Here is a 12,794-nt window from a genome sequence, read left to right on the forward strand (position 1 = left end):
CTTAGTAAAGTGGCACGCCCCGCTGATAGGCATCGACAAAGCTCTTGTAGTCGTTTTCTACCTGTGTGGCGTAGTCCATTGCAAAGCTCAGGATTTCCTGTTTGAATTGGCTCCGTTTGCCTGCAACCAAGTCAGTCACTTCCTTGTCAATACTGACAGGAACGATCGTTGCATCATAGTCCTTGTCGGCTAGGGCATGGTTCGTTGCCAGAACTTTCCCCTGATCGGTAGCTGTATCCAGGAATTTGCTTTTGCTGGTCAACAGGGTGTAGTCGAAATCAACGGCAGAGGGGGATTTTTCCCGAATCATAAAAGGCATCCCATTCACCATGGTATACCCCAACAGGGCATCGGTATGGGTCAGCATCGCCTTCATAGTCATGGCCACCCGCCGTCCCTCATGGTTGTCGTAAGCAGAGGCAGGGAAGCGCCCCGGAGCTGCGATCGCCACGGCACTGGCAACTTCCTGTTTCATTTCTAGAATCCGATCGTCGTCCTTATCGGTGCTGGGACCTTCAATCAGTAAGAGGTATCGGTATCGCCCCAGGCTCCCTGTCCCAGACCCCAGTTTCAGCCGTATATCCTTCAGCTTGTAGTAACTGCCATTCTGGCGTTTATCCTTGGCAATAGAGGCGATGTAATCCCCCATGCTCTTGGCAAGGCTGGCGGAGGTTTGCTGCGGGACAGGCTGTAACGCTGCACTGGTCTGGAATACTCGGGCTCCTGTCTGATCGATCGTGGTGTACTTGTCCAGAAACTTCGATCGAGATTGTTTTTTTGACTTTTGAATGAAATCTTGAACCAGGCTGCTGGTGTTGTCCGCATCCAGGCGGTAGGACAATTCTTCCTGGGAGCCTTTGAAGTCTTCCATCTGATCCAGGTAGGCATCCAGGAACTGGGTTACCACCTCTTTGCGATCGTCCAGGCCCACCTTCTGCTCCTGGGCCAACAGGAGAATGCCCACAGCCATCCGGCGCAGATCCCAGACATAGGGGCCGAGGTAGCCTTCATCGAAATCCGTGGTATTAAAGACCTCGTGGCCCTGGCTATCTTGAAACGTGCCCATGTTTTGGGGGTGCAGGTCTCCTTGCAGCCAGGCGGAAGAGGTAGCCGAGTTCACGAAATTGGAGGCGGGCAGAGTTTTCATGTCTTGATAGAAAATGTGAGCCGTACCTCGATAGAAGGCGAACGGTGTGGCGGACATTTTCTCCATTTTGGTTGCCAGGTCGTCAGGGAGTTGGGAGGCGAAGGAATGGTTGAACCGATAGATTTCTGCTTCCACCCAGGCGGGGCGGGAAGACGCAGCACAGGCGGCACTGGCTTGCAGATTGACTAGCACTGCGGCCACGATCGCAAGCATGACAATGAGATATTTTTTCATACACCCTCCTGGAGGAATATAGCTATGCACCACTGATTGTGGTTCGGCTGGGATGAAGTGGTTCAAGCTAGCCCAGCAATAAGGAAGTAGTCATATAGTGTTTTAAGTAGAAAATTAAATGCTGTCCGTAAGATAAACTGCGTAAGCCTGGGTAAAGGTTATCTCGCTTGCGACCAATTTTGGGAAACTGAGCAATCCGTTGAAAAGTTGAATTCATATTAAGTAGGTCGGCACAATTAAATTAAGGATGAGAGTCGGGGTGAACGGGGCACGCCCCCTTCTTATAATTAATCTCACCCGATTACTTACTGATAAATCTTTCTGCAGTGAAAGTAGCATACTCAGTAGATTACTTCCCATTAGGAGGATGTTTTGGCGTTGCTGAATCACGGTATGATTTGCCCGATCTGAACGTGAGCGAGACCCTCACACTCCCTATCAATGCACAACTCTAGTAGTATGAGCATCTTGCTCACGCTCCTGATTCATTCCTTCATTCAGCAACGCCTATCTTTATAAATCAGCTCTTAGGAATGAGAATTAAGTAAAGTGTCAAACTCCTGATTGCCCTCACCCCCCTGCCCCCTCTCCCAAATTTGGGGGAGGGGGCAGGGGGGTGAGGGCTGAAGAAATCCAGGTTATTAATTCCCGTTCCTTAGGAGTTGAGCAGAAGTAGTTCTCAAATTGTTTATGCAACAAAGCCGAAAATGGTGCAAGATCTCAGATAACCTATATCAGGAGAGCTGCAACAGCCTCTCGATCCATAAACTGACGATTAGAATCATCCCTTACCGAGGCTGTAATCCCGTGATGGGGGTGATTTTCCCTCCAATAGAACTCATTGGCACTCAAGTTAACCCAAACCTTGTATCCAGTTTCTGAAACAGTAAGAGCAAGAGCAACACTGGACTGTGCTATTTCGCAGGCGTACTGGTAAGCTTCTAACCTCTGATCGACTGTAAATGTATAGGCTAAAAGATACAATCCATTGTTGAACCTCATTCCCTGCTGCACGCAATCCATTAATAGAAACTTAAACAGGTAAACTCGCTTTTCTGAAAGAGTGATAGGCAACATAGCATTAGGCACCAAAACATGGTTTATGGCATTCTTGGATTAAGTTGAAAGGCTTTCTCCCAACTCAACTCAAGCAAGTGTGATAGCTGAACCATGAAATAACTGAGATGTACTGATAGTAAACCTCATTATCAATGTTACGGACTAGAGCCTGGATGGACTTCCGCGCTTACCCTGGATTTTTAATGGTTAGAAGTTAATAATGATTTTGTAATCAGGATAGTGGATACTCCTTCACCTGAAGCAAGCCTCACAATAAAAAAGGCTCCTAATTCGGGCTTTTCAGGCCTTATATTCCAATAAATCTGTAATATAAAATAACAAATTGACCAATTTTGTTCCAATGAGATGAGGTACAAGGGAGTCTAACCTTATGTCCTCTGTACCTCACCTGTCAGGAAATTGTCATGGCGCTGCAGAAGAAGGAGACATTATTGTCCCTGAGTGCGCCGAGTTCCAGTTGTCCGACCTGTTGTTCGGTTGCGGGTGGTTTTGGCTGAAGTCTTCGAAGCAACTGTACGGCCTCGCCCCTGATTGAAACTTTCTTCTGGTTTGATTTCTAGCTCCATGGGTTCTGGGGTCACCGGAGCAGCAGTCAATTCTTCCCGACCAGAACTAGCTGGAGATTCCGCCAAACCCGGCATCATCAGGGTACTTCTATCACTCTCTGACAAAGGCTTCTGCTTTTGTCTTCTTTGCCGTCTTGGCGTAATGCCATTTCTTTCGCTGGACTTGCTTCGCCTCAGTCCCAGGGGAACGTAACGTCTAAGGGACCAGGAACTCACAGAAACACTCAGTTTGCCTGAAAGCAGGGCAGCAACTTCAGTGTATGTATACCCTTTAGCCAACGCAGCCCGGATTGATGGAGCAATCTGATGAATGGCTTCTACGATCGGCAAATATTCTGTTTCCTTTTTGGGCAATTCTTTCAGGAAGGATTCTGCCTGCTCCAAGGTGGAGCGATTAACGGATCTACTTCTAGAAGATGTATGTGGGGTCATGGCAAGAGGCTCATTAGAGGGAGGCAAAAGAGAATAGATTGCAAAATACTGAATTGAAACAACGGTCGGAATTATGACTTGAATGGACCGTAATTTATAAATTTTGCAGTCAAAACCTGATGAATTAGCAGTTTTATAACACAACCTTAGTTACTTATAACAAATCTGGAAGTAGAAATTGAATTGAATCCAGTTGCATTGGCAAAACTGTTGCTTCGAGCCCACAAAACACATACCAAGCAATAAGAGTAGAAGTTTTCTTTGCCATCTGTTGATGCAAAAATGTTGTTATTACTGATGAAAAATTTGTGGTTTCACGGAAGAGAGTAACAGGAGTTATTTCAGTGTTGTACTGCCGTGTATTTACGGAATCCCTTTCAAATTTTCATGTTCGCCTGGCTTTAAGGATCGAAAATCAAATCAAGTGGAGATTCGGGGGCGTGAGTGCATCCGACTTATGTAGCCCGCCCTGCAGGAAGCAGCGTATGCCTAACCAGGAGCTGAAGTCTTTGGTCAACCACCCAACATTAGCTTTCTGACCAAAGCTATAAAGCTACGACGACAAGACAAAAGTCCACCTAGGTGCACTTTTCAAACATAGGGGATTTTCACCATTTGAGATCGAGCAATATACCAAAGATTCAAGCTCGATTAACTGACAAAGCTCGATACTCGACCGTTACAGCAGTGCCAGGATTAAATGGATACCCTGAGTAGGGAGATCTCTGAAAGAATGTTTCTAATTTAGGAACGGAGAGGGAGGGATTCGAACCCTCGGAGACACATACATGCCTCAACAGATTAGCAATCTGCCGCTTTCGACCACTCAGCCACCTCTCCATGGTCTGAGAGTAGATCATAGCAGATCTATGGGAAAGTTTCAGCAGTTCCATTCCAAAAAATTGATCCCAATTCAATTAGGTTTTCCTTGCTTCAGGTCTCCCCGTGGGTGAAGGGCATCTTCGTCCTCACAGTTATCCTTGATTTAAGGGTGCCGATCGACTTAATTTCAGGATAAATGTTTCGAAATGAACGTTGCTGCCGCTTTATATCCCACCCTTAAAGTGGATAGATTTCTAGGTGATTTCTAGGTGATTTCTAAAAGGAATAAGTCTATGCGGTCTGCGATCGCCCTCGAAGCACTTAAGCAAACAGCCCGTGGTTTTGGGCTGACTGTCCTGGCGATCGGAGCAGGTCTGGCCATCAGTTGTTTGATCCCTCGGCGCTGGCATCAGCCTCCCCAAACTAACTGTGACTTCAAGATCTACGTTGCCAGTGACGGGTTTCATGTCAGTTTGATTGTCCCCGTAACCAATGAAGCTTTTGATTGGCAACAACACCTGCCCCTACAAGAAATTGGACGGCAGAACCGTAAAGATTACCGCTACCTGAGTTTTGGCTGGGGAGAGCGATTTTTCTTCATGGAAACACCATCTTGGGATAAGGTCAATCCTCTGCATGCTTTGAAGGCCCTGGTTCTGCTCAATCCTTCAGTCATGAATGTACAGGGTTATCCGGAAGTTCCCCAGACCTGGGGAAGTACGGTGGTCAAAACAATCCGTATCGATCGGGAACATTACCTCCAACTCAATCAATTTATCGAGGCGTCTTTTCAAACGGATGCTCAGGGCCGAAAAATCAGGGCCAGAGTTCATGAAGGCAGTAGTTTCTATGAGGCTAACGGTAAATACTCATTATTGAGAACCTGCAATACCTGGGCGGCTGAGGGGCTGGATGCGGCTGCCCTGCAAACCCCCCTCTGGTCAGGTCTGGCCTGGCCTATCATGCTTCATCTGAAGAGTGAATGTAAGAATTAGGATAGGTGCAATCCATAGATAAGGAGATGAAGCCCCCCAAGGCTATCCATTATTAATTAAAAACCCAAAAAGCTTGGTGACAAGCGCTTTCGGTTTTGAATAGCGAATTTTGAATTGCCTGCAGGGGCAAGCTTGTTAAAATGGCTGAGAATTGACTCTGCTTTATTTGCGAGTGCATGACAGCCAATCCTGAAGACTTTTCCCAGCCCAATCCATCTGCCCCGGAGGGGCCTCCCTCCAGTTTGCCCCCGACTGAGGGCAATCCTACTGGTAATGGGGTAGGACCCGGTGGAACAACTCCGCCTGAGTCTGGGCCATTGGCCCATCGATCGCCCAACATCCAACCGGTAACCCCAGTTCCAGCTAACCCTCAATCGGCTAATTCTGCCGATTCCCCTTTGAACAACCCGATCATGGTGACGTTAACCGCCTTTGCCATTTTGGTCCTGGGCCTGATTACCGGGATCGACTGGTTGCAAATTGCTGGTACTATCATGACACTATTTACCTCGATTCGCCTTGGCTGGCCTGCATTTAAGCCGATTCTGCAGGAAATGGTTTCTGAGAAGGAACAGCCCCTGATCATTGCCGCGATCGGACTGATCTTGACCCTGATCGGTTTCCTGCAAATTGTGGGGGTGAACCAGGCCCTGATTGCCTGGCTCAGCCAACCTGATTGGGATGCCCTGGGGGCTTTGGGTGAGATCTTTGGGGCTCTGGGACAGATTTTGATTGCAGTCCTGGCTGTTTATATTGCCTGGCGACAGTATGTGATCTCCAAAGATCTGACCATTCAGCAAAATACGATTACCCAGCAACAGACCATCGATGCCTATTTCCAGGGCGTCTCCGATCTGGTCTTGGATGAGGAGGGCCTGTTGGAAGATTGGCCCCAGGAACGAGCGATCGCAGAGGGACGAACTGCAGCGATTCTGGCCAGCGTCAATGCGGAGGGGAAAGCCAAAGTGATTCGGTTTTTGTCTCGGGCCAAGATGTTGACGCCTCTGCGCCGCGATCGGCGGCTGGGGCGGGCCATTCTGGATGGGATTGGTGGATATGAGGAAGATCGCCTTCATGGCGTGCGGGTGATTGATCTGGGGGTGATGCTGGCACGCTCCGATCTCTCTGATACGGATTTGCGCTGGACAGATTTGAGTGAGGCTAACCTGGTCAAAGCCAATCTGGCCCGGTGCGACCTGGTGAAGGCGAACTTCAGTCGCACCATCCTGTATGGGGCCAATCTGCAGAACACGGATCTGGAGGGGGTCCGCTTCTTCTATGGCCGGTTAGAAAAGGCCAGTCCCCGCAGTCGGACGGAACCCCCCGACTATACGACAGGGGTCCACACTGGGGCCGTGGTCGAGAATGCAGACTTCACGGATGCGGAAGATCTCGGTGATGAGCAACGCTACTATCTTTGTGCCTGGGGTGGCACTAAAACGAGAGGAACCATACCCGGCGGATGTCAGGGCATTCCCAATTTACTGGGCCGCTAGATCCAATCTGCAATTTTACTCCCCACCTCCTGCGGATGAAATTTGTGACATAACGTTCCCAATCCCTATGCAGTTTCGATACTCTCTGGTAATTCCCATCTTTAATGAAGAGGTGACGCTGAAAGAGCTATATCACCGGCTAAAGCCAGTTATGGATAATCTGGATGGGCCAGTGGAGCTGATTCTGGTGAATGATGGGAGTCACGATCGTTCCCTGGAACTGATGCAGGAACTGCATCAGCAGGATGGACGAATCTGCTACCTGAGTCTGGCGCGCAATTTTGGTCATCAGATTGCGGTAACCGCCGGGCTGAATTTTGCTCGCGGTGAGATTATTGTCGTTCTGGATGGAGACTTGCAAGATCCACCGGAACTGATTCCCGCCATGGTTGAGAAATGGCGACAGGGCTATCAGGTGGTCTATGCTCAGCGAACTCAACGGCATCGAGAGGGGTGGTTCAAGCGTTTCACCGCCTATGTGTTCTACCGTCTGCTCAAACAACTGGCGGATATCGATATCCCCCTGGATACAGGGGACTTTTGTCTGATGGATCGATGCGTCGTGAAGGTGCTGAACACCATGTCTGAGCGTAACCGCTATATTCGGGGCCTGCGATCGTGGGTTGGGTTTCGGCAAACAGCCATTCTCTACGAACGGGATCCTCGCTTTGCCGGGGAAGTGAAATATACCTTTCGTAAATCCTGGACTCTGGCGATTAATGGTCTGGTTTCTTTCTCCATTGTGCCCCTCAAAATCTCCACTTACATCGGCTTGTTCTCAGCCCTGATGGCGATTCTAATGGCGATTCTGATTCTTTACTGGCGGATTGTAGCTCCCCAATCCAGCTTGGTTGGGTTTGCAACTATCTTCGTGGCCATTTTCTTTTTGGGAGCCGTGCAACTGGTCAGCATTGGCATTCTGGGAGAATATATCGGTCGCATCTATGAGGAAGTCAAGGGCAGACCCCTTTACACCCTGAGTGAAATAGCCGGATTTGAACAGGAATAATTACTTATCCAGATAATAAAATCCGCGAATAAAGTTTACAACCACGGTTACGGGGGGCAGGGAGATTTTGATGCCTGTTGTCTGGGATTCTGAAGTCTGGCTATCCGGTTCATCACTCAGTTTCTGGCCAAAGTGCTTGCCAAAGCCAGAATTGCGGTAAAGACTCAGGGTCTGATCATTGGTATTCCTAAGGGTGACTTCGGTGGGGGCACTCAAAAACAACGATCGTTCGGTGGGCAATTGAATCCCACTCAAAGCCTGATTCAGTTGACTCAAGGCGGTTGTGAGATGATTCATCCGTTCTAATTCTCTGACACTGAAATCTCGATTCCCCCTGGATTGAATGACCTTCATCAGACCGGCGATATTGCGCTGGATGGCGCTGGCGTCATCGAAGGGTAAGACGACTGCAAAGGCGGCCATCAGAATTTGTTCATCGCTCTCGACACTGATTGTCAAGGTCGTGCGACGACGTCCTACCTCTATGCTGGGTGGCTTTTTGATCTCGGTGCAAATCTGGGAAATTCGCCGGTAAGCAGCGGCCAACAGCACATTAGCTTCATGATCGAGAATACTGTCTATGGCAATCTGGATGCTGGGGGGGGTCGCCCGAAAGAATTTTTTGTATTCATCTTCATAGAGGCGGTACAGTTGAGACCGATCGCCCTCCGGGCTCAGGTCTACCCATTCGCAGGTTAATCCCTCCGTTTTGACCCCAAACCTGGGTAAACCATAGACCTTTGCGCCAGTTAGGGTTGCACCAGTCAGATCGGCTCCAATCCAATCGGCTCCAATCAAATTTACCTGACTCATGTCGGCATAGATCAGACTGGCATTCAGTAGATTGGCATAGCTCAAATCTGCTTTGCTGAGATCGGCCCCACTTAATTTAGCTTCACTCAGGTCAGTTCCGCTGAGCAGAGAACCACTCAGGTTGGCCCAACGAAGATTAGCCCCACTCAGATTGGCTCCCCGCAGGTCTACCTGGTTCAAGATCGCCTGTTTTAGTTCTGCCCCACTTAGATCGACCCCCCGGAGGTCAGCCTTAGCCAGATCAGCGCCCTGCAAGTTTACCTGATCCAGATTGGCCTCGCTCAAATTTGCGCCCCGCAGGTCAGCATTGCTGAGATTCGCACCAGCCAGATTTGCCTGTCGCAGTTTAGCTTCCTTCAGGTTCGCTTCCGTTAAATTGGCCTGCCGCAGGTCTACCCCGCTCAACTCGGCCAGAACCAATTCTGCCCGCACCAGTGCTGCCTGAATCAGCACCGCTCCGTTTAAGTCAGCCCGGATCAGGTTTGCAACGTTCAGAATGGCTCCATTCAGATTCGCCTTACTCAGATTCGCACCGCTCAATCGGGCCACATTGAACTTGGCCCCACTCAGGTTCGCACCACTCAAATTGGCTCCGCTCAGATTCGCCACACTCAAATTGGCCAGGCTCAGGTTTGCCTGACTCAGGTTCACGCCACTCAAATTGGCTTCCGTCAAGTTAATACCGACAAAGTTCCGTTCTCCAGCAGCGTATCTTGCCACCAGTTGCTCAACATCCATCAGGTTTCCTGATCAATCTCCAAAAATTTAGCCGTGTCATTCCAGTCCTGAGACTGGCAGATGCAAAACCTTTTGGCATTAGAATCAAAAACGAGCACCAGACCTACAATGTGCCCTATGGGAGGGCGTCCGGGAACAATCTTCACTCAAACTTTAGACCCTGAAATTGTTGACAGTATAGCGAGTCACGACAAATTTAATGATTATTGGCATTATTGGGTTAGGACTGATTGGTGGATCGCTGGCGATCGACCTACGATCCCAGGGCTATTCTGTTCTGGGGGTGAGTCGCCGCATGCAGACTTGTGAAACAGCCTTGCGTCTGGGTATTGTGAATGATGCCAGTACAGAGTTACGACTGCTGGCTCCAGCAAACCTGATTTTCATTTGCACCCCGATCTCAGATATCCAGGCTACCGTTATTCAACTGCTTCCCCATCTGGCTCCCACCACTGTACTGACCGATGTGGGTTCCGTCAAAACGTCAATTGTGAAGGCCCTTGACCCCCTGTGGCCCAATTTTGTCGGCGGACATCCCATGGCAGGAACAGCAGAAAGCGGCATTGAAGCAGCCCAAGCCGATTTGTTCGTGAACCGGGCCTATGTGTTGACGCCCACTGCAAAGACTCCTCCAACTGCATTGGAAACCGTAGCCCATGTAGTTCGGTTACTGAGAGCCAAGGTTTTTTTCTGTCGTCCTGAGGAGCACGATCGGGCTGTGGCCTGGATCTCTCACCTGCCCGTGGTGGTCAGCGCCGGATTGATTGCTGCCTGTCAGCATGAGGCTGACCCAACCATTCTGGAACTGGCCCAGCAACTGGCCAGTTCAGGTTTTCGCGATACCAGTCGGGTGGGAGGGGGCAATCCTCAGTTAGGGGTGATGATGGCCCGGTTTAATCGGGAAGACGTGTTGCGATCGTTAGCGGCCTATCGCCAGCATCTGGATCAGCTCACCACCTGTATTGAACAGGAAAACTGGGCCACCCTGGAGGACCATCTGAGGCAAACCCAGCAGGCCCGCCCAAAATTCATTCACGAATGATTTTGGAGTTGTTCTAAGGTCTACCTGGTTGGGACTTCAACTTTTTCAACCTTAGCCAAACTTGTGGGTTGGATGGAGTATCAACGTAACCTTATGTAACGTTGGGTTTCGCTGTGCTCCACCCAACCTACCAACACTCCTAAGAGTATTAGTCATTCTTGAGCCTGCGACAAAGCAATATTCTTTAACTTAATAAACTCCCTTGCAAAGACTTCTGCATTTTCACGACCACTCTGAACTGCAATATCCTCTCTATTAAATTTAGCGTTATTAGTCCAGTTATAGGAGCCATGAATTACCGTTTTTAAGTCTATGACACAGAATTTGTGATGCATAGTATTTTTTTTGTATTTTCCAAGCTTTCTAATTCTATAAGTTTCAAATTCATCCTCATAATTTAAGCCAGAATCCTTATTTATCTCATCATCATTTATTATCAATTGAATATTAATACCTTGGTCGCTTTTTATTAATAGTTCATCAAATAAAACTCTATCTGTGAACCAAGCGACAGCAATCCAGATTGTAAATTCAGCAGAATTTATCTGCTCAATTATTTTTTCCTGAATTTGTTTGAAGTGAGCATCTACTGAAACCTCATCTTCCCTTCCATCATTTATAAGTCTCTGTGATATTAGAAGGCACTCATCAAAAAGAGCTTTTTCTGAATTCTTAATATCTAAGAACTTAATGAGTTTTTGAGTTCTCCAATGTTCAAGCAGAGCTGATATAAGCTTTCCTACTATTTGATTAGATTCTTCTTTCCAAAAAGCTCTCAATCGATTTGATTTTGAGCTGCTTGGGAGATTGTATTTCTCTTCTATATCCTTGTACTTTTCTTCTACATTAATACCTGTATTATCAAGAATAAAATCCTTAAATGTTCGATCTGAAAAATTAAGGACATATCCCTTTTTCATTTCGAAAATCACTTCGAGTTTAGTTTTTTCAGTACTTGACAGATCTGACATCTTTATATTTCCCCATTTGTGTCAATCTAAATATTATAAAGTCAAGGTTTTGCTTGGTTGCGTAGGTTGGGTGAAGCGGAGCGGAACCCAACCTTGATAAGGTTTTTATTGGTTTTTTCGGGCACTCTACTTAATCTTAAAATTAAGCTTATGAAAGCAATATCTGATTAGATTCATTTCCGTCAAGATCTAAATCCCATTTCAGATGCACAGTTTTATGTAAAAATTCTTGATTTTGGGGAGTTTCCTTCCACCCTTTGAGTCAGTGGTAAAGACATCACCACCTTACGGATCAGAATCAGGATGGTAGTTTCCCCATCCCAAGAATTCGTATTGTTTCTGCCGTGCTGCTTCCCAGCTTTCAGCTTCAAAAGTTTGAATCAGTTCGGCTTCTACATCCAATAAAGCACGGGCCGTTTGATTGCTTGTAGGAAAGAAATCATAGCTGCCATCCTTGCTGCGCCACAACTCGTAAGTTGTTTGTTGTGAAAGAGGTACCATACTGACTACCTGTAATTTCATCTCAGATTCAGATTAAACCTATGGGACAACTTGAGCGGCTGATTATGATGGCGGAGGATGAGCTGACCCAGTACAGCACCGATGCCCGCAAGCAGGAAAAGCTCCGGCAGAAAATTGGCCTGTCCGTGTCGGCTGCCGAGCAGAAGCAGGTGAAGGAAGCCCTGCTGGCTGAGATGCCCACAGACCCGATCAGTCAACTGCTGGAGCAGCAACGCCAGACGGTGGCCCTCCCTTTTTGGGGTATTGCCGGATTGGGCCTGCTCCTGGGGATTTCTTTTTCTCAGCCGGTGGATTTTATCGCCACGATCGTTGGGGCTACGATCGCGTTTAGGGTCCAGAAACGGGGCTGGAACTTACAGGCCAGACGCCTGGTCCTCAAAACCCTGGAAGAGATTGAGGAACGAACCCGCAAGCCATCAGAATAATCAGCCCAATCCCTCAAACAAGATTGCCACCCCGCAGCTAAATCCAGGTAGGAGGGGACTGATTAATTCATCCATCGGAAAATAAAATGCTGGGGGCAAAGGCAGCCTGTCCCAGCCCACTTTGTCGAGACCAGGCTCGTAGTTCAGCATAAATTGCACCAGCAATGGCCTGGTGTCTCCAATGAGCACTCAGATGTTGATGGTGTCACAAGTCTAGCCCTGAGTAACGAATAACTCTATTGTCCTTCAATTGAAATATCAACCTCAAGGATTCACCTGATTCACAATCTAACCACAGCCAGTTTTTCTGCATGCAAAAGAAAAATTGGCTCACTTGGTAGCGGAGAATACTTATTTGTGCCATTTCAGTTCTGAAATCAGCGGAAAATGAGCCCCCTCTGAGTTGTCCAATGTATTGATCTGTAACAGACGCTGGACTTTTTCTAGAGACACTTTAGAATCCCTGAACTATAATTGCCGCAAAGTATTTGAGGAGTTGGAT

At 48.0% G+C, this 12,794-nt stretch carries 12 protein-coding genes and 1 tRNA gene; 5 read left to right on the forward strand and 8 right to left on the reverse strand.

Annotation, left to right across the window (positions count from 1 at the left end):
* Window position 1: 1 nt before the first annotated feature.
* The 5 genes from BST81_RS04155 to BST81_RS04170 form a co-directional block, all read right to left on the reverse strand.
* The gene (locus BST81_RS04155) at window positions 2-1,381 is read right to left on the reverse strand and encodes a DUF2252 domain-containing protein (protein WP_083636662.1); all 1,380 of its coding nucleotides are present in this window, start codon (window positions 1,379-1,381) and stop codon (window positions 2-4) included.
* Between the two features lie 67 nt (window positions 1,382-1,448).
* Complete coding sequence (locus tag BST81_RS27330; RefSeq protein ID WP_143780216.1) at window positions 1,449-1,598, reverse strand: type II toxin-antitoxin system RelE/ParE family toxin; 150 nt, start codon at window positions 1,596-1,598, stop codon at window positions 1,449-1,451.
* Between the two features lie 512 nt (window positions 1,599-2,110).
* Window positions 2,111-2,458 carry a hypothetical protein gene (locus BST81_RS04160; protein WP_143780217.1) on the reverse strand — a complete coding sequence of 116 codons (348 nt, stop codon included), beginning with the start codon at window positions 2,456-2,458 and terminating at the stop codon, window positions 2,111-2,113.
* 431 nt (window positions 2,459-2,889) lie between these two features.
* Entirely contained in the window at window positions 2,890-3,459 is a 570-nt protein-coding gene (locus BST81_RS04165; protein WP_143780218.1) for a hypothetical protein, read from the reverse strand.
* 751 nt (window positions 3,460-4,210) lie between these two features.
* Window positions 4,211-4,299: transfer RNA gene (locus tag BST81_RS04170), tRNA-Ser, on the reverse strand.
* Between the two features lie 275 nt (window positions 4,300-4,574).
* Between BST81_RS04170 and BST81_RS04175 the strand changes: the two genes are divergently transcribed.
* From BST81_RS04175 to BST81_RS04185, 3 genes are all read left to right on the forward strand, one after another.
* Entirely contained in the window at window positions 4,575-5,276 is a 702-nt protein-coding gene (locus BST81_RS04175) for a TIGR02117 family protein (RefSeq protein ID WP_075597276.1), read from the forward strand.
* A gap of 176 nt (window positions 5,277-5,452) precedes the next feature.
* Entirely contained in the window at window positions 5,453-6,772 is a 1,320-nt protein-coding gene (locus tag BST81_RS04180) for a pentapeptide repeat-containing protein (protein ID WP_083636663.1), read from the forward strand.
* Window positions 6,773-6,839: 67 nt separating this feature from the next.
* Window positions 6,840-7,781: a glycosyltransferase family 2 protein gene (locus BST81_RS04185; protein ID WP_075597277.1), complete on the forward strand. Its 942-nt coding sequence runs from the start codon at window positions 6,840-6,842 to the stop codon at window positions 7,779-7,781.
* Here BST81_RS04185 and BST81_RS04190 read toward each other — a convergent pair whose 3' ends face one another.
* Entirely contained in the window at window positions 7,782-9,332 is a 1,551-nt protein-coding gene (locus tag BST81_RS04190; RefSeq protein ID WP_075597278.1) for a pentapeptide repeat-containing protein, read from the reverse strand.
* Window positions 9,333-9,531: 199 nt separating this feature from the next.
* Here BST81_RS04190 and BST81_RS04195 point away from each other — a divergent pair, with 199 nt between their 5' ends.
* Window positions 9,532-10,374, forward strand: coding sequence for a prephenate/arogenate dehydrogenase (locus tag BST81_RS04195; RefSeq protein WP_075597279.1), 843 nt, complete (start codon window positions 9,532-9,534; stop codon window positions 10,372-10,374).
* Window positions 10,375-10,526: 152 nt separating this feature from the next.
* On the opposite strand, the gene BST81_RS04200 is transcribed toward BST81_RS04195, so the two are convergent.
* Both BST81_RS04200 and BST81_RS04205 read right to left on the reverse strand, forming a co-directional pair.
* Window positions 10,527-11,345 (reverse strand): phospholipase D-like domain-containing protein, encoded by an 819-nt coding sequence (locus BST81_RS04200; RefSeq protein ID WP_075597280.1) that lies wholly within the window; start codon window positions 11,343-11,345, stop codon window positions 10,527-10,529.
* 285 nt (window positions 11,346-11,630) lie between these two features.
* Window positions 11,631-11,867 carry a hypothetical protein gene (locus tag BST81_RS04205; protein WP_075597281.1) on the reverse strand — a complete coding sequence of 79 codons (237 nt, stop codon included), beginning with the start codon at window positions 11,865-11,867 and terminating at the stop codon, window positions 11,631-11,633.
* Window positions 11,868-11,887: 20 nt separating this feature from the next.
* Here BST81_RS04205 and BST81_RS04210 point away from each other — a divergent pair, with 20 nt between their 5' ends.
* Window positions 11,888-12,292 (forward strand): hypothetical protein, encoded by a 405-nt coding sequence (locus BST81_RS04210; protein ID WP_075597282.1) that lies wholly within the window; start codon window positions 11,888-11,890, stop codon window positions 12,290-12,292.
* The last annotated feature ends 502 nt before the right edge of the window (window positions 12,293-12,794 follow it).

This window comes from Leptolyngbya sp. 'hensonii', assembly GCF_001939115.1.
In the GTDB taxonomy this organism is placed as follows: Bacteria; Cyanobacteriota; Cyanobacteriia.